Source organism: Nostoc sp., from assembly GCF_036917935.1.
Classification (GTDB): Bacteria; Cyanobacteriota; Cyanobacteriia; order Cyanobacteriales; family Nostocaceae; genus Nostoc.
Window position 1 is genome coordinate 16,945 of record NZ_JBALEL010000019.1, and the last position, 18,893, is coordinate 35,837.

11 protein-coding genes and 2 pseudogenes are annotated in these 18,893 nt (G+C 43.0%); 7 read left to right on the forward strand and 6 right to left on the reverse strand.

Translation table 11 applies throughout. The features are described from left to right. Window positions 1-85: 85 nt before the first annotated feature. Both V7K62_RS08620 and V7K62_RS08625 read right to left on the reverse strand, forming a co-directional pair. Window positions 86-940, reverse strand: coding sequence for an HIT family protein (locus tag V7K62_RS08620; RefSeq protein ID WP_334863513.1), 855 nt, complete (start codon window positions 938-940; stop codon window positions 86-88). Window positions 941-1,002: 62 nt separating this feature from the next. Further along, window positions 1,003-1,845 carry a Uma2 family endonuclease gene (locus V7K62_RS08625; protein WP_334863514.1) on the reverse strand — a complete coding sequence of 281 codons (843 nt, stop codon included), beginning with the start codon at window positions 1,843-1,845 and terminating at the stop codon, window positions 1,003-1,005. Between the two features lie 182 nt (window positions 1,846-2,027). Between V7K62_RS08625 and V7K62_RS08630 the strand changes: the two genes are divergently transcribed. The 4 genes from V7K62_RS08630 to V7K62_RS08645 are packed head-to-tail and all read left to right on the forward strand — an operon-like array spanning window position 2,028 to window position 4,811. After that, the gene (locus tag V7K62_RS08630) at window positions 2,028-4,097 is read left to right on the forward strand and encodes a HEAT repeat domain-containing protein (RefSeq protein WP_334863515.1); all 2,070 of its coding nucleotides are present in this window, start codon (window positions 2,028-2,030) and stop codon (window positions 4,095-4,097) included. 15 nt (window positions 4,098-4,112) lie between these two features. After that, a complete protein-coding gene (locus tag V7K62_RS08635) occupies window positions 4,113-4,343 on the forward strand; it encodes a hypothetical protein (RefSeq protein WP_334863516.1) in 231 nt (76 codons plus the stop codon). Beyond that, window positions 4,336-4,584, forward strand: a complete 249-nt coding sequence (locus V7K62_RS08640; protein WP_334863517.1) for a type II toxin-antitoxin system RelE family toxin — start codon at window positions 4,336-4,338, stop codon at window positions 4,582-4,584. Before V7K62_RS08635 ends, V7K62_RS08640 begins: the two co-directional genes overlap by 8 nt. Before the next feature lie 14 nt (window positions 4,585-4,598). Beyond that, window positions 4,599-4,811, forward strand: a complete 213-nt coding sequence (locus V7K62_RS08645; RefSeq protein ID WP_334863518.1) for a type II toxin-antitoxin system HicB family antitoxin — start codon at window positions 4,599-4,601, stop codon at window positions 4,809-4,811. Window positions 4,812-4,906: 95 nt separating this feature from the next. Here the strand turns inward: V7K62_RS08645 and V7K62_RS08650 are convergent, their stop codons facing one another. Beyond that, window positions 4,907-7,063 carry a polyribonucleotide nucleotidyltransferase gene (locus V7K62_RS08650; protein ID WP_334863519.1) on the reverse strand — a complete coding sequence of 719 codons (2,157 nt, stop codon included), beginning with the start codon at window positions 7,061-7,063 and terminating at the stop codon, window positions 4,907-4,909. Between the two features lie 101 nt (window positions 7,064-7,164). Continuing rightward, window positions 7,165-7,381: pseudogene (locus V7K62_RS08655) on the reverse strand (GNAT family N-acetyltransferase); the annotation flags it as partial. Window positions 7,382-7,829: 448 nt separating this feature from the next. Between V7K62_RS08655 and V7K62_RS08660 the strand changes: the two are divergent. Then, entirely contained in the window at window positions 7,830-9,860 is a 2,031-nt protein-coding gene (locus tag V7K62_RS08660; RefSeq protein ID WP_334863520.1) for a S9 family peptidase, read from the forward strand. Window positions 9,861-10,661: 801 nt separating this feature from the next. Here the strand turns inward: V7K62_RS08660 and V7K62_RS08665 are convergent. After that, window positions 10,662-10,856, reverse strand: a pseudogene (locus V7K62_RS08665) (GNAT family N-acetyltransferase); the annotation flags it as partial. Window positions 10,857-11,000: 144 nt separating this feature from the next. Here V7K62_RS08665 and V7K62_RS08670 point away from each other — a divergent pair. Together V7K62_RS08670 and V7K62_RS08675 are read left to right on the forward strand one after the other, a co-directional pair. Further along, on the forward strand, window positions 11,001-15,665 hold the full coding sequence (locus tag V7K62_RS08670) for an SNF2-related protein (protein ID WP_334863521.1): 4,665 nt from the start codon (window positions 11,001-11,003) through the stop codon (window positions 15,663-15,665). Between the two features lie 96 nt (window positions 15,666-15,761). Next, on the forward strand, window positions 15,762-16,598 hold the full coding sequence (locus tag V7K62_RS08675; protein WP_334863523.1) for an SWIM zinc finger family protein: 837 nt from the start codon (window positions 15,762-15,764) through the stop codon (window positions 16,596-16,598). Window positions 16,599-16,818: 220 nt separating this feature from the next. Here the strand turns inward: V7K62_RS08675 and V7K62_RS08680 are convergent, their stop codons facing one another. After that, window positions 16,819-18,768, reverse strand: a complete 1,950-nt coding sequence (locus V7K62_RS08680; RefSeq protein ID WP_334863524.1) for a beta strand repeat-containing protein — start codon at window positions 18,766-18,768, stop codon at window positions 16,819-16,821. Window positions 18,769-18,893: the final 125 nt, after the last annotated feature.

The window sequence follows — 18,893 nt, forward strand, 5'->3', positions numbered from 1 at the left end:
TCAACAAGACTGAAAAATCAGGTTTTTCAGATTTATGTATTTGCTATAAATCCGGGTTTGCTACTGAAAGCTATCAGTAAAAAAACTATTGCTTTTTAGGAATGACGTTCCTGATTCCACTTTTAGTACTAACAGTATCACCTTTGTAACGAGGGATGATATGAATACTGGCGTGCATTATATTTTGACCGGCGGCTCGATTGATATTCATTCCTATATTAAAGCCATCAGGTTCAAATTCTGCTTTGAGAATTTCTTGTACTTTGTTCATCATAAACCAGCAAGCAGATTGCTCTTTAAGTGGTAGTTCAAAATAACTGCTAACATGACGTTTGGGAATAATCAAAACATGTCCTTTACTTATAGGATAGCCATCAAACATAGCATAAGCAGTTGCTGATTCAGTTAATAGGTTGAGATTTTTATAAGGATTACAGAATATACAATAATTAGATGAATTTCGCTGATGATTATAGTGGATATACTCATATAATTCCCGATGTGCATCTAAACAAACTGAAGTAAAGGGAAGTTTGACAATACACTGATAGGTAGGCTTTTTGTGAACATAATGTTCTCGAAAACCTTCTTTTTTAATATCCCTTCTTACAGCATAATAAGCTTTACCTCCTGGTTTTAATAAGTGTGATATTTCCATTAGAACATTAGTTTGTTCTTCAGTAAATAAAACATTTAAAACATAAAAGCAAATTATTGTATCGAATTTATTCTGAGGATATTCTGGAAAATAATAAGGGTCATAGCCTGTAATATCACAACCTTTTTGGCGCAATATTTTAACATCATTACCAAAGCCACAACCAAAATCTAGTATTTTGCCTTGTAAAAGGTTTTGATTTAATAAAAACTGTGCCGGAAATGATAGATAACTTCTTTCGATCGCAGTAAGATGGCTGAACTGATTTTTTTGCTGTTTCATGGAATTTTGGTGCTGATGTCCCAAAATTATTATTCCCAGCATCCCTTTAGGTTATGCGATGTCTACGACGGGCTATTCGGCGTCGCATCAGGGTCAACACCTAGCTCACGTAACTTAGCTGCTAATATATCAGCGCGTTGGCGTTCCTGTTCAGCGCGTTGGCGTTCTTGTTCAGCGCGTTGGCGTTCTTGTTCAGCGCGTTGGCGTTCTTGTTCAGCACGCTGGCGTTCCTGTTCAGCACGCTGGCGTTCTTGTTGGGCTTGTTCGCTGCTCCACAACAGCAAATTTCCTTCTGTATCCCACCAGCGCAGCCAATTCATGGTTTGACATAATCTTTCACCTTGCCAAATTCCGAGAAATAACTCTAACTCAGGAATCCAGTAACGTCCATTGGCGTCTGCTTGCTGCAAGGTATATTGTCCATTTTGCAAGCATCTTAGTTCTATGCTTGGTTCGTAAGGGTCGTAGGTTACGTAGGTTGGAACTTGGAGAATCTTTTCGTAATAATGTAGTTTACCGTAGGGTGGAGTTGAGCGGACTGATAATTCTCCACCTTCTGTATCCGAGAGAAATTCCATTACTACAGCCACAGCAACGCCTTCTAAATTCGGGGTATAGCTGCGACGAACGACATTTGTTCCTACAGACTGCACTTGAGGAACGTAAAACCAATCTGGGGCTTTAACGACAATTTTTTTGTTGACTGTGGCTACAAGTCCAAAATTAGAGCCAATCAGCATCTGGGGTTGGATGCGTCCTGCGGTTCCCAAAGCATCGGTAAGCGCAGCAGCGATCGCGGGTTGTTGAATATTTTCCACTGGATCGTCAGGTAAAATGAAGTCGGCTGGAAGTGCTTCCCAAGTAACAACTGGTTCTTTTTGGATGGGGTTAACTTGTAGAACCATAAATAAAACTACTCCTAATCTCAATGCATAGTATATTAGTTATTTTTAACAAATCTTCAGGTAGCACAGGTATGCTAACCTACTGTGCGATCGCAGCATCTAAATCCAGATAATCTTAAGTTTTGGATGAATAGACTCGCACTCCCTAAAAACCCAGAAATCTAGAAATATTCCTCTGACAGGTGTATATACTCGTAGTCAACCACTTAGCAGGCGTGAATATTATGGTGGAATGGTTGATTGGCTGGATAGCAAGCAATGCCTTTCTGCATCGGAAATTTTTAGAATATTTCTGTGCTTCGGAGATTGTCCGGCAGTTTGAGAAGGAACGTAGTATTTCAATTGAGGATCTCAAAACTGAAGTTTTTGGCAAACACTGGCAAGATGAAACTTGGCATGAGGTATTGCGGCTAATTGCGGGAATGATTGAGCCAAAATTTGTTGGTGAAATTCTGGATTACTTAATGGTGCAAGATGGCGAAGAGGAAAAATTTCTCAACTTGTTTTTAGCGGCTAAGTGTTTTGCAGAAGTGAGAAATCGCTCGGTAATTGCGCCAGTGGCTAATAAATTATTTGGCAAACTAAAAGACTTAACTAAATATGACCCCTGGTACTATTACAGACCCCATCCATATACAGAAGAAACTAAGCTAGTTCTGAAAGTTCGCATTCAAGCAATTGCAACAATTACCGCAATTTGGAAAGATAACCGTGATACCTTAGACTGCCTCAAAGACCGCGCCATTGCTGATAATGATCAGGATGTGCGATATGCAGCCATCGAAGCATTAGCCAGCAATTTCAAAGATGACCCGGACACCCGCTTGTTTCTCAAAGACCTCGCCACTACTGATGATGAAAAGTATGTGAGACGTGCAGCCATCGAAGCATTAGCTAGCAATTTCAAAGATGACCCGGACACCCGCTCGTTTCTCAAAGACCTCACCACTACTGATGATGATGTGCGATATGCAGCGATAGAAGCATTAGCCAGCAATTTCTCAGATGACCCGGACACCCGCTCGTTTATTAAAGACCGCGCCACTGCTGATAATGATTGGTATGTGCGATGTGCAGCCATCGAAGCATTAGCCAGCAATTTCAAAGATGACCCGGACACCTGCTTGATTCTCAAAGACCGCGCCACTGCTGATAATGATGAGGATGTGCGATGTGCAGCCATCGAAGCATTAGCCAGCAATTTCAAAGATGACCCGGACACCTGCTTGATTCTCAAAGACCGCGCCACTACTGATAATGATGGGGATGTGCGATATGCAGCCATCGAAGCATTAGCCAGCAATTTCAAAGATGACCCGGACACCCGCTCGTTTCTCAAAGACCGCGCCACTGCTGATAATGATGGGGATGTGCGATATGCAGCCATCGAAGCATTAGCCAGCAATTTCCCAGATGACCCGGACACCCGCTTGATTCTCAAAGAACGCGCCACTGCTGATAATCATGACTATGTGCGATATGCAGCCATCCAAGCATTAGCCAGCAATTTCAAAGATGACCCGGACACCCGCTCGATTCTCAAAGACCGCGCCACTGCTGATAATCATGAGTATCTGCGACGTACAGCCATCCAAGCATTAGCCAGCAATTTCAAAGATGACCCAGACACCCGCTCGTTTCTTAAAGAACGCGCCACTGCTGATAATCATGAGTATCTGCGACGTACAGCCATCCAAGCATTAGCCAGCAATTTCAAAGATGACCCAGACACCCGCTCGTTTCTCAAAGAACGCGCCACTGCTGATAATCATAAGTATGTGCGACGTGCAGCCATCGAAGCATTAGCCAGCAATTTCAAAGATGACCCGGATACCTGCTTGATTCTCAAAGAACGCGCCACTGCTGATAATCATGAGTATGTGCGACGTGGAGCCATCCAAGCATTAGCCAGCAATTTCAAAGATGACCCAGACACCCGCTCGTTTCTCAAAGAACGTGCCACTGCTAATAATGAAGGGGATGTGCGATGTGCAGCCATCGAAGCATTAGCGAAACACTTCCGAAATCAGTCTGAGTTGTTTGAAATTTACTACAACTGCGCTGTCAATGATCCCTTTGAGCGTAAGCAAGTCTATGAAACCAACCCTCGGCGCGTTGCACTTGAGATAATTATCAAGCAATTTCCTCAGCATCCCCAGACTTTACCATTGTTGCGCGACAAAGCAGAGAATGACGCAGATGAGGAAGTGAGAGAGTTTGCTCAACAGAAGTTGGCAGAATTAGAGAAGTAAAAGAGTTTCAAAAATATGAACAACACAGAAGTTCGTCAACAAATCAACCAATATCTAGATGGATTGTCTTCAGAACGCCTACAACTGGTTGCTGACTTCTTAGCTTATCTAGCAGATAAAGAAAGTGAAGACGCTACCGAAGAGTTAATTGATATTCCTGGATTTATTGAATCCTTCGAGAGGGGTAAAAAAGATGTTACTGAGGGTCGGGTAAAAAGTTGGAGAACGATTCGGTCTGATGTATAGCGTTGTTTTATCTGCTGAAGCAGAGGAGATTTATGCTTTTGCAAACCAAGCCTTAGCCAAAAAGATTGCTAGGTGCTTTGAGCAACTGGAACAAAATCCTCGTTTTCACCCTAATATTAAGCCTCTCAAAGGTAATTTCGTCGGCTACTATCGCTATCGCATTGGTGAATATCGCGTGATTTACCGAATTGATGATGAAACTAATCAGCTCTTTGTCACCACTATTGCTCATCGACGATAGGTATATGAATAAATATGAAATATACAATCGTTATTCAGTGGTCTGATGAAGATGAGTGTTTTGTTGTGAGTTTTCCTGAAGGGGGAGAGTTTTGTCAGACTCACGGAGACACTTACGAAGAAGCTTTCAAAAATGCTCAAGAAGTTTTAGAAATGCTGATTGAATCGTCTTTAGCAGATGATCAACCTCTACCTGAGCCAAAAACACTAGAAAAGTCGTTAAAATAATTTGTAATTCGTCAAATTAGAGAAGCATACGGCGATGCCTTCACGATAGGCATCGCGGATTTTAGATTTAATCTAATCTAAAATCCCAAATCGAGTTACCGATTCACCGCCGCAGCTTCTCTTGCTGCTGCTGCTTGATCTGGGTGGATACCCAAGCGAGTGAGATTAATCCGACCTTTGTTATCAATTTCGCGCACTTTGATAATCACTTCATCGCCCACCGCTACTTCATCCTCAACTTTGCCAACGCGGTAGTCAGCTAGTTGAGAAATGTGGATCATGCCTTCTTTTCCAGGCAAAAATTCCACAAATGCACCTATCGGTATAATCCGAGTAATGCGTCCTGCATAGACATCCCCCTCGTGCAACTTGCGGGTCATGCCTTGGATGATATTTTTGGCTCTCTTGGCCTTGTTCTCATCCACAGCGGAAATTGTCACGGTGCCATCATCTTCGATGTCAATTTTTGCACCAGTTTCCTCTGTGATCCCCTTAATAGTCTTGCCTCCAGGCCCGATGATCAAACCAATCATGTCTGAATCAATCTTGATTGTTAGCAGACGTGGGGCATAAGGTGAGGTTTCAGTCCGCGGCGTGTCAATGCAAGCGAGCATTTTCTCCAGAATGTGCAACCGGGCTGATTTGGCTTGGTGGACGGCTTGAGAAATAACCTCCAAAGACAAACCGGAGATTTTCATATCCATTTGCAAGGCGGTAATCCCGGCATCCGTCCCGGCAACTTTGAAGTCCATGTCACCCAAAAAGTCTTCAATGCCTTGGATGTCGGTCAAGATTCGCACTTCGTCCCCATCCTTAATCAGACCCATTGCTGCGCCACTGACAGGTTTGAGAATTGGTACACCAGCATCCATCAGGGCGAGGGTGGAACCGCAGACTGAACCCATTGAGGTGGAACCGTTGGAAGAAAGTACTTCCGATACGATGCGAATCACGTAGGGAAATTCTTCTTTTGACGGTAGCACAGGTAGGAGCGCTCGCTCTGCTAATGCCCCGTGACCAATTTCGCGCCTTCCTGGGGCCCGCATTGGCTTGGTTTCCCCGACTGAGAACGGCGGGAAGTTGTAATGATGCAGGTAACGCTTGTGCTGATCTAGCTGCATGTCATCGTTGAGGTTTTGAGCATCCCCAGGTGTACCCAGAGTACAAGCGGATAATACCTGAGTTAGTTCCCGGTTAAATAAACCGCTACCGTGGACTCGCTTTGGTAAGACACCAACTAAACAAGAAACAGGTCGCACTTCATCAAGTTTGCGGCCATCAACGCGGACATTATCTTCGATGATTTGTCGCCGCATGAAGTGTTTGGTAATATCTTTAAAAGTGTTACCAAGTGCCTTCTTATTTGCAGTTGCGGCAACTCGAATGGGATCTTCTTCTGACAGTTCGGTAATCGTCGCGGCAATTTCATCCTTGACGACATCTAAAGCTGCATCGCGTTCGGGTTTGGTCAAACTAAATTGAGACAGGATTTTCTTAATCTGACCGTTGGCGCGATCGCGGATATAATTTTCTAGCGTTTGGTCTACTTCTGGTGGTGCTTCTTGCACTATTACTAGACCCAATTCTGCAATTAAATCTTGCTGCGCTTTAATTAAGTCCCGCACCGCTTCATAACCAAAGTCAATCGCCTCGATAATATCTCGTTCTGGCAACTGATTGGCTCCCGCCTCCACCATGATTACACCGTGGGGTGAACCTGCTACTACCAGATCCAAGTCTCCGGCTTCAATTTCTGCATAAGTGGGGTTAATAATGAAATCATCTCCCACTAAACCAACCCGTACTGCTGCCATTGGCCCATTAAAAGGAATCTGGGCAATCAGGGTAGCGATGGAAGCGCCTGTAACTGCTAGCACATCGGGCGGCACTAACTCGTCCATCGATAGCGTTAAGGCAATAATTTGCAAGTCATCCCGCAACCATGAGGGGAACAAAGGACGCATGGGACGGTCTATAAGACGGCTGGTGAGAATTGTTTTTTCTGGTGGACGACCTTCCCGCCGCATGATCCCACCGGGAATCCTACCAGCGGCATATAGCCTTTCTTCATAATCTACGGTAAGAGGAAGAAAATCAATGCCTTCTCTGGCTTGCGATCGCGTAGCCGTGACTAAAACGGATGTGTCCCCTGATTCTATCAACACCGACCCACCAGCCTGGGGAGCTAGTAAGCCTACTTTCAGTCGAATATCCCTACCATCGAAGGATATTGACTTATCAACTTCTGCCATTCAGTTTTTTTTCCTTCTCTTTCGCTATTCTCTTTCTGTGGCAATCCTAACATTTATGCACTATGACTGACTTCTGGTACATACAAAGATAGATAAGTCGTTCAACCCAAAGCGCGATACATGATCAGCGCGTCTACCACTTGTTGATCTCCTAGCTTGGCTGCACGCCCAATCCGCCCAATGATCTCAAATCCTAACGACTGCCAAAGTGTAATTGAAGGTATATTAGTTTACAAAGACCAAATTGATCATTACTGCCTCGTAGCCCAAGTTTGCTGCTATCAAGAGCATCGCCTCCCCCATGAACCGCCCGAACCCTCAGGGCGAACGCATCTTATTCCCTAACAAAAACTAAAGAAAATTCCAAAATGATATAGATAATATCCATCGCGGCAAGAAACTGTTTGTTTTTTATCTATGCTCATCAATATTTAGATGCGTTTGCCCTGACGCAATAACCGTTATGTCTATCTCTTCTTATAACTTTATTCTAGAGGCTCTTTTCTATGCAGCTTCATATTAAATTGGTATTAGCCTTGGGTATTGATTCACTACTCGTCACTATCCAAAAACTTTATTTCTCGCAAAGCCTTATGACCAAGTTAACCTAATCGGCATTTAACTTGCATCATTAGGACGGGGAAAATGCCTACCCCACAAGATATAGATAAAATTTTAATCTGCAAATTAAATGTGTTTTAGCTTATTTCCCAATTTCTCTAACTTCAAAAAAAAATCTGCCAACCCCAAGTTATGATATCTAGTTATGAAAAAGCTAACAAAAATCGCTTTCATAAGTGCTGTTTTATCGATCACACTCGGTATAAATATTTCGGCTCAAGCTCAAGAAAAACGCCTACTGACGCTTGAGGATAAGTTTTCCTTTCGCCAAATTAGCGATCCCCAACTTTCTCCCACTGGAGACTGGATTGCTTACACAGTAACTAATACGGATTTGAAAAACGATACACAAGATAAACATATTTACATGACTTCTTGGGATGCTTCCCGAACGTTACATTTAACTAACGGTAAAGATGGTGAATATAACCCTCGGTTCAGCCCAGATCGGAAGTATCTAGCTTTCATCTCCAGCCGTGAATCTGGAAAACAGCAAATTTGGTTGCTCAACCTAGCAGGTGGTGAAGCCGAAAAAATATCGGACTTTGCTGGTGATGTTAGCGATTTTGTCTGGTCTGGTGACAGTAAACGACTAGCCGTAATTGCCTCTGAACCAGCTCCAGAAACTGCCTTTAATGGCAAAACCCCACCACCGATTGTTATCGATCTGTTTCACTTTCAAGAAGATGGTGTCGGTTTTATTGACAAAAGTCGAGAACATCTTTATGTATTGGACTTAGCAACTCGCAAAACAGAGATTCTCACCCCAGGTTCATTTAATGAGTCTTTACCTGCTTGGTCAAGTGATAGCAAAAATATTGCTTTTGTGAGCAAACGCGGTGAAAATAGCGATCGCAACAATAATTGGGATCTTTATGTCATCGCTGCCCAACCTGGAGCAAAAGCCCGCCAGCTAACCACTTTTTATGGACCTGATAGCGATCCTGATTGGGGTAGCCGTCCAGCTTGGAGTCCAGATGGGAAGTCAATTGCCTATCTTCAAGGAGGTTCACCCAAACTCATTGAATATGCAGTTTACCATCTAGCGGTGATTCCTGCACTTGGCGGCACTCCGCGTCTACTGACTTCCAGCCTTGATCGCAATGTTGTCAAACCGCGTTTTACAAAAGATGGCAAATCAATACTGTTTTTAATCGAAGACGATGGCAACGTTCACCTTGCAAAGATACCCGTAGCTGGTGGCAAAATTGAGCGATTGTTAGCAGGAAGGCGAAATATTAGTAACTTTGATTTAGGAGGCGATGACAAAATCGCTTTACTTTCTTCAACGCCACAACAACCAAGTGAAGTCTTCGCCTTCAAAGGTAAAGATTTGCGTCCATTGTCGCACCAAAATGATCAGTTGCTAGCTCAACTAAATTTAGCAACTACAAATGAAATCACCTTTAATAGTAAGGATGGAACAGAAATTCACGGTTTTCTCGTCAAGCCACCTAACTTTCAGTCAGGGAAGAGATACCCGACACTGCTGATGCTGCACGGCGGACCTGTGGGGCAGTTCACAAATCAGTTTATGTTTAATTGGCAACTGTTTGCGGCCAAAGGCTATGTGGTTGTCGGTGTTAACCCACGCGGGAGTTCAGGAAGAGGTGAAGCCTTCTCCAAAGCGATTTATGCAGACTGGGGAAACAAAGACGCTCAAGATATTATTGCCGGTGCTGATTATGCGATCGCTAGCAAAATTGCTTCGCCATCGCGTTTAGGAATTGGTGGGTGGAGTTATGGGGGGATGTTAACCAACTATACTATTGCTCAAGATACTCGCTTTAAAGCCGCAGTTAGTGGGGCTAGTGAATCAAATATTCTGGCGACCTATGGTACAGATGAGTATATTTATGATTACGAACAGGAGTTAGGCGTACCGTGGAAGAACCTTAATACATGGCTGCGAATTTCTTTCCCATTTCTTCACGCTGACCGAATTGTGACACCGACAATATTTCTGGGAGGTGACAAGGATGGTTCTGTACCACTGCTAAACTCTGAACAGATGTATCAAGCCCTGAAAAGTCTCGGAATTGATACTCAGTTAGTAGTTTATCCCGGACAGTCCCACGGAATCACCAAACCGAGTTATCAACGTGATGTCCTAGAGCGTTATTTAGCTTGGTATGATAAATACTTGATCCCCTCAACCGCAACTACTGGAAAATAGTCTTGAAGAAGAATTCAGTGTTCTTCTGGAAAAGAAAAAGCGGAGGTATTTATCAAAGGTCAAGCTAGGGGTGAGAAGTTAAATGTTGTGGTTGAGTTGGGAATTAGCGATCGCATAGGGGATTATTGGATTATTAGTAAATTGCTCCCATCTCCACCTTGAATGTGACAAGATTAACAACTTGTGCCTACCCCTACGGCTGCACCCTGCACTTGTATTTTTCATATCGTCTCTAGCTGTTCCGTCAGGTTCTCAATCTTACGCTGACAAAAGTCAATCTCGCTTTTCATCTCCAAACGCAATACGCAATTCTTCTTCGGATGGTAAGTCAGGGTGGCCACATCATGTCAATAAGACTAGTTTATTCTCAATATATCTAAAATTAATCTCATTAACACTTACTTATTGACATAAGTTTAGCGTAGGCGTAGCCTGTCGTAGACATCGCTTTAAGGCTTGGAAAATAAATCAAACGAGAAAATCAGCATTTCTCGTTAGTTCTTAACCTTAGTTGCGATCAAGAGTAATTTAGATGCGTTTGTCCTGCCCGATCCCCTGACCGCGTACCCAGGTTGTACAATAAAACCAGCGTTGCAAATATGGCAACATCGACCGGGGAAGTTTGGTTTTAAATAAAACGCCCCTAATATTTTTTTTGGCTTGTGTGTACCATTCAAAACAGATGTCCTGATACCAATTCGCTTTGAAGATGCACTTAATTTTAAACGAACCGCCAAGTACGCCAAGTACGCCAAGAGAGAAGGAGTAATAATTAAGTGCAAACCTATGGAGAATTGGTATGACAACAAAGGCATCCTTGTTTAACCAGTAAGTTGAAAATTCTGCCGGAGATAGAGGTTGTTTTTGGGGATAAGTTTTACCTTCAACAATTACAACATTTAGTAATGCTCTTACAACCTCCTGTTCTTGAGGATGCATATAATCTATTTCTACTGTTATGTTACTTTTTATAACTTTAACTAGGGGAAAGTCCATTATTAATAATGTTTATACAGACTGATTATTTAAAATTTTATTTTTATGCAACAATTATATTAGAAATGTTATTTAGAAGATGTAAGAAATAGAGCTTTTACAAGTTAAATTATTTAATTTTACGGAAATCTGAGTAGTTAGCAAATGGCGATTTTACACGGTAATTGGTTATTAAAGAGTCAAACGGGTTGTTTATTTATTTGGGGGGAAACTTGGCGATCGCCACGAGTGAATTTCGAGTCTAGTGGATCTGGAGATATAGCACTACATCCATTAGCAATGACATCAGTTGAGTTGAGTGAGTGGTTGCGTTCGCAGAATATGGCAATTACCAACTTCACCCAAAAACCCCAAGTTGCCATCGCGACTACTGGGCGAACACGCAAAGCCGCCAGTGCTACTGAGATCAGTTTACCAACGCACTCCCAAATTATTGCCCTACCAACTTATATCGCAGAAGGTAGTAGCGAAGAAACAGCAGGGATTTTCCCTGTGCATTCTGCCAGTTTGGGGCTAGATACAGACTCTCCGCAATATTTGCAACCGTGGCGAGTTGAGGGTTTTTGTTTGAACCCCAGCGAAGCAGTAAAATTTCTTGCTGCTGTTCCCCTAAATGCTACTAACGGAGAAGATGCCTTTTTAGGTGGAGATTTACGCTTTTGGTCGCAAGTTGCCCGATGGAGTTTAGATTTAATCTCGCGGTGTAAGTTTTTACCAACAATTGACCGACAATCAGATGATGCGATCGCTGCTAAATGGCAAGTACTTCTAGACAGTGCTGTAGATGGAACCCGCCTAGAAAAATTTTCTGTGAATATGCCCTTGGTTTGTCGTACTTATCAGGAGGGACTGGCGACTGGAGAGGAGTTTTCCCAATCTCCAATCCCTAATCCCCAATCCCTAATCTATGTAAACTTTCCCACCGAACCTCAAGAATTACTTTTGGGATTTCTCAACAGTACGATAGATGCCCAAGTGCGAGAAATGGTGGGTTCTCAACCTCCAATTGAAGCGAAGGCAATCGCATCTTTAGCATCTGGGGTGCGACAGTGGTTGCAAGCCTTAACTAGTGCATCTCATACAGTTAATGCAGATGTAATAGAAGTGGAACGACTGGAAGCGGCACTAAAGGCTTGGACTATGCCGCTACAATACCAATTAACTCTTAAAACTCTATTTCGTAACTGTTTTCAACTGCGTTCTCCTGAGTCTGGCGAAACAGATTGGACGTTGGCGTATTTCCTGCAAGCGGCTGACGATCCTGAGTTTTTGGTGGATGCGGCAACTATTTGGAATAATCCAGTTGAACGATTGGTTTATGAAAATCGGACAATTGAACAACCACAAGAAACATTTTTGCGGGGTTTGGGGCTAGCTTCCCGATTATATCCAGCGATCGCACCCAGTTTTGAAACCGAATATCCCCAATATTCTCATCTCACTCCCATCCAAGCTTATGAGTTTATCAAAGCTGTAGCTTGGAGGTTGGAAGACAGTGGTTTAGGTGTAATTTTGCCTCCCAGTTTAGCGAACCGTGAAGGATGGGCGAACCGTTTGGGTTTGAAAATTACTGCCGAAACCCCAAAGACAAAGCAGGGACGTTTAGGGTTGCAGAGTCTACTAAATTTTCAATGGCAATTGGCAATTGGTGGACAAACTATTTCCAAAGCTGAGTTTGATAAACTTGTGGCTTTAAATAGTCCACTGGTGGAAATTAACGGTGAGTGGGTAGAATTGCGATCGCAAGACATCAAGACAGCCCAAACTTTTTTTACCACGCGCAAAGACCAAATGGCGCTTTCTTTGGAAGATGCCTTGCGTTTTAGTACAGGGGATACCCAGGTAATTGAAAAATTACCAGTGGTTAGTTTTGAGGCATCTGGGGCATTGCAAGAGTTGATTGGGGCGCTAAACAATAATCAAGCGATCGCACCTTTACCCACACCAACAGGCTTTAAAGGGCAGTTGCGACCTTATCAAGAACGTGGTGCTGCTTGGCTGTCCTTCTTGGAACATTGGGGTTTGGGTGCGTGTCTTGCCGACGATATGGGACTCGGTAAATGCGTAGCCAATGATACTCTAGTAAATGTAAATGGACTGTTACGCACAGCCGAGACAATCTGGAAAACTCACGCTGGAGAAACAGAGTTTGACGGCGAAGGATTTTGGACTAACCCCACAGAGGAATTAATAGTTAATTCTATAGATGAAAAAACTGGCAAAATTGTCCAGGCTAATGTCAGGCGGTTGTATCGGCAGCAAGTCTGCGAAAAATTGCGAAAAATCACCCTAGAAGACGGTAATAGTATCACTATTACTCATCGTCACAAGCTGCTGACAAGTAAAGGTTGGACAAATAACTTACAGGTGGGTGATTACGTTTGTGTGCCAGGTAAAACCCTTTGGAATGGAAAACCACAAGACCATGATTTAGTCAAGTTTCTCGCTTGGCAGATTGCCGAAGGGCATGAACTACCCGATGTGGGAAGAGTCACAGTATCCCAAAAAGATACCAGAGTATTAGAGGATTTACTCCAGACTTGCCAACGCATTCAAAAGCGCTATAACCTCAAAATTAACAGCCCTAATATCTCTACCTTCCCTAACAGAGTTGCTTCTCTTCGAGTTAATAGCCAAGCCTATCGGGAATTCTTAGAAGCTAAGGGTTATGTTTGGGGTAAATTGTCGGCAGAAAAATCTATTCCGCCCTTGATCATGCAGGCAGATTTGGATAGTGTGCGGATATTTTTACAAAACTATTTCGATGCTGAGTCTGCTGTTCTTTTTAGTATGCGGAGTATTGAGATTTCTACAGCTTCAGCCTTACTAATTCAGCAACTTTCTGCACTGTTGCGTCGTTTCGGCATTTGGTTGCGAATATCACCCAAACTGAAATGTGCCACTAATGGAACTCGCACTTTCCGCACCTACTATATTGGTGTAATTGGAGGGAATTCGGCTCGCAGATTTCTGCAAGAAATTGGTTTCGATAACTCAGAAAAACAGAGTACGTTAGAGCAAATTTGTCAAAGAGTCAGCAACACAAATATTGAAGGAATTCCTGCTTCTGATATTGTTACTCAAACAGTTAGAGTAACGGGACTACCGTTGCGGCATTTGGGGATGCACAACACTGTTTATATTAATGGCTCACAGCAATTTTCTAGAGATAGTTTACAGCGAGTAATAGCTGGGATGAGCCGCATGATTAGTCGAGAAGCCCAAGAACAATATCAGCTACTAAAACCTTCTAAATGGACAACTCAAACTTTATCAGCCTACGGCAACCTAGATATAGAAAAGTTGAGATTAACAAGACAGTCTTTGCAATGTCTTCTCGATCAAGAGGTATTTTATTGCCGGATTGAGGCTATTGAGGATGTGGAGTACGAAGGGTGGGTATACGATTTTGAAGTTAGCAAACATCATAATTTCGTTGCTAACAATATTATTTGCCATAATACAGTCCAATTCATTGCTTTCTTGCTACATCTCAAAGAACAGGATGCACTAGAAAATCCAACACTGCTAGTTTGTCCAACTTCGGTTTTAGGTAACTGGGAAAGGGAAGTTAATAAATTTGCACCAAGCCTGAAAATTTTGCAATATCACGGTGACAAACGCCCAAAAGGGAAAGCGTTTTTAGAAGCAGTGAAAAAGCACGATTTAATCGTTACCAGCTACTCACTTCTTCATCGAGATATCAAGTTACTGCAAAGTGTTTCTTGGCAGATAATTGTTTTAGATGAAGCCCAGAATGTGAAAAATCCAGAGGCGAAGCAATCAAAAGCAGTGCGGCAATTATCAGCTACATTTCGCATTGCATTGACGGGGACACCAGTAGAAAATAGACTGCAAGAGCTATGGTCTATTTTAGATTTTCTGAATCCTGGGTATTTAGGTAATAAGCAATTTTTTCAGCGGCGGTTTGCCATGCCAATTGAAAAGTATGGGGATACGGCTTCTTTGACTCAGTTACGTTCATTAGTCCAACCATTTATACTGCGGCGATTGAAAAGCGATCGCGACATCATTCAAGATTTACCAGATAAGCAAGAAATGACCGTATTTTGTGGTCTAACTGGTGAACAAGCTGCACTTTATCAACAAGTTGTAGAAGCATCTTTAGCAGAGATTGAATCTGCTGAAGGATTGCAACGCCGGGGGATGATTTTGGCTTTACTAATCAAACTCAAGCAAATCTGCAATCACCCAGCCCAATATTTGAAACAGGCGACATTAGACCAACATAATTCAGCTAAACTTCTGCGACTAGAAGAAATGTTAGAAGAAGTTTTAGCAGAAGGCGATCGCGCTTTAATTTTTACACAATTTGCTGAGTGGGGTAAGTTACTTAAACCCTATTTAGAAAAACAGCTAGGACGAGAAATATTCTTTTTATATGGTAGCACCAGTAAAAAACAACGTGAGGAAATGATCGATCGTTTTCAACACGATCCTCAAGGGCCACCGATTATGATTCTTTCTCTGAAAGCTGGTGGAGTAGGACTGAATTTAACACGAGCAAATCATGTATTCCACTTTGATAGATGGTGGAATCCAGCCGTAGAAAATCAAGCCACAGACAGAGTATTTCGGATTGGTCAAACTCGGAATGTGCAAGTACATAAATTTGTTTGCACTGGCACTTTGGAAGAAAAAATTCATGACATGATTGAAAGTAAAAAACAACTCGCTGAACAAGTTGTAGGTGCTGGTGAAGAGTGGTTAACTGAAATGGATACAGACCAACTTCGCAACTTACTACTACTTGATCGCAGTGCAGTAATTGACGATGATGCAGAATAAGTTCGTAGTAAGGACTTTAGTCCTTTAATTGAGCGATTTATCACTCACTACGAATTCACAATTGGTGTGGCAAACTACTAAGTTTTTAAATTGATTATGACTAATGACACATTACAAGCTAGTCGAGAATGGTGGTCACAACAATGGCTAGATTTGCTAGATTCTTATCGTTTTAAAAAGCGTTTAGAACGTGCAAGAAATTATGCTCGGCAAGGAAATGTTTTAAGCATCGAATTTAAAGGTGCAAAAGTATTGGCTAGGGTGCAAGGTAGTGAAGTAGAACCTTATAAAGTTTCTCTTTCCCTTGAACCATTTACCGATGAACAATGGGGTTATGTAATTGAAACCATGTCCCAAAGGGCAATTTTTGCTGCCAAGCTACTAGCAGGAGAAATGCCACAAAATATAGAAGAAGTCTTCACGGCTAATGGTCTTTCGATATTTCCATTTACCCTTGCTGATGTCCAGAGTAAATGCTCTTGTCCTGACAAAGCAAATCCCTGTAAACACATTGGTGCGATATACTATCAGTTAGGCGATCGCTTTAGTGAAGACCCTTTTGTACTATTTCAATTGCGCGGACGCACCAAAGAGCAAATTATCAGCGATTTACGTCAATTACGTAGTGCTAAGATTCAACCTAGTACTACAGAAACGCCCGATATTCAACAGTCAATTTCTAATCACAAATACTCGGTAAAAATTGACTCTTTCTGGCAATACAATGAGCCACTAGAGTCATCCTTGGTAGTGATTGCGCCATCCACTAGCGAGACGATATTAGATGTATTAGGAGCAATCACCCTTGCAAAGGAAGAGGAAAATGGAGTAAATTCAACTTCGAGTGATATGGTAATGAAGTATTTGAATACAGTTTACAGAGATGTGAGTCAAAAAGCTTTTTTAGCAGCAATGAATGTGGGAGGAAGTTGATACTAATTCGTAATTCGTAATTATTTTTCGTGAGATTGTTGTAATTTTAGTTTCAGAGGATGTTTGAAAAGTCTTCTTGTTAGTAGCAAAACATTATAGATCCCCCTAAATCCCCTAATAAAAAGGGGGACTTTGATTCCGGTTCCCCCCTTTTTAAGGGGGGCTAGGGGGGATCTAGAAGTACTTAAAATTTACAGCCAAACACTTTTCAAACAACCTCTCAGCCCAAAGTGCTGTAGCACAAAGAGCCATCTGCAAAGATAAAATTCTCAAAGCCTGTTGTGGAGAGTGTAATAACATTTCCATTGTTATTGAAGTTGATATTAGCTGGGTTTAGGACATTGCCTGAAATTACACCAGAAAAAGTGAGTTGAGAGCGATTGAAAGCACTGAGGTCTAAGGTGTCAAAACCTTTTCCACCATCCACAGTCCCAGTACCAAACCCTTTGAAGTAGTCATTTCCAGTTCCTAGATCAATGTTGATACCGCCACCAATAGTAACTTTTTGTTGAACTCCATTGATGGTACTGGTGGCTGTAATTTTATCATTGCCATCACCAGTTTTAATCATTCCTTGTCCAAAAATGCCATAGGCACTACCACCAATTGTTGCTGTAGCCTGTCCGGTAAGAATGTCACAACCATTCCCAGTATCAATTACTGCGTCGTTGAAGATGCCATAGGCAGTGCCATTTGTGCCATTTGCGCCTGATATTTTGCCAGTACCACCTCTACCGCCCTGACCAGTGCCGGTGATAGTGTCATTTCCATCCCCTGCATTCAGATTGCCACTGTTACTAATACCTGTTCCATTACCACCATTACCGCCGTTATCAACGTAAACGCTATTACTACCATTACCGCCCTGACCAGTGCCAGTTATAGTGTCATTGCCATCCCCTGCATTCAGACTGCCACTGTTACTAATACCTGTTCCACTACCACCAGACGGACTAAACTCATCATTGCTGTCACCGCCAGTGCCAATGCCGGTAATAGTATCATTGCCAGCGCCAGTTTTAATGATTCCTTGTCCATAAATGCCATAGGCAGTACCACCAATTGTTGTCCTAGCTTGGCCAGTCACAATGTCACAACCATTGCCAGTATCAATTACTCCATCGTTGGAGATGCCTATGACGATGAGGTTGTAGACTAAACCGTTGCCAGAACCAGTAATTGTGTCGTTACCCTGCCCTGTGGTGATGGTGGCACCTTTCATGTTCTGGATGCCAGTTCCATCATCAATATTGTCGTTAAAGCTGCCAGTAGAAGTGCCAGTGCCTATGATCGTGTCTTCTCCGTCTCCGGTATCCAGTTTCTTACTGTTAATGATGCCAGTTCCAGTACCGCCGATGCCAAAAATCATCTCAGTTCCAGTACCTGTACCAGTGCCTGCGATCGTGTCATTTCCTGAGCCTGTATTGAGACTGCCATTATTGCTGATGCCAGTCCCTACACCGCCATTGCCGGGTATAACCCCATCGGCGGGAATGCCGGCAATACCGATGCCTGTGATCGTGTCATTTCCGTCTCCGCTATCCAGTTGCCCAGTGTTGCTGATGCCAGTCCCAAATCCACCGCCGCTGCCATAGCGACCGTCACCACCAGCGCCGCCCTGACCAGTGCCGATAATAGTGTCATTGCCCAACCCAGTATTCAGTTTGCCACTGTTGCTGATGCCAGTCCCAAATCCACCGCTGCCGCCAGCGGACCCTAGACCGCCGCCGCTTCCGCCGTTGCCGCCAGTGCCATTGGCGATGATAGTGTCATTGCCCAACCCAGTATTAAGGATGCCAATGTTACTGATGCCTGTCCCTGCACCGCCACCGCCGCCACCAGTGCCAGAGCTTTCACGAAGATTAGGATCACTCTCATCCCAGCCGTTGCCTCCAAGACCCCCAATACCGTTGCCGATGATAGCGTCGTCGCCCGACCCAGCATTCAGATTGCCATTATTGCTGATGCCGATTCCAGCACCGCCTTCGCTGCCATTGACGTTCTTACCGATAGCACCATCAGCCCCTTTACCGCCAGTGCCGTTGCCTTTAATGGTGACCTTTCCTGAGGCTGTAAAACTTAAAAGATCAATCCCAATTGCTGAAAATTGCTGTAAATCTTCCCCAATTAAAGTGGTAGAATCAGCACTGCCTGTGAATTTTAAGCTCATAGTATTAATTATCTTGGTAAGTCGCTCAGTTAATCAATGTATTACTAATTCTCCTATAAAAAAAGCCCTTGCTTTTACGCAAGAGCCTCTAAATTATTTAGTTGTCAGTGATGAGATAAACTTTA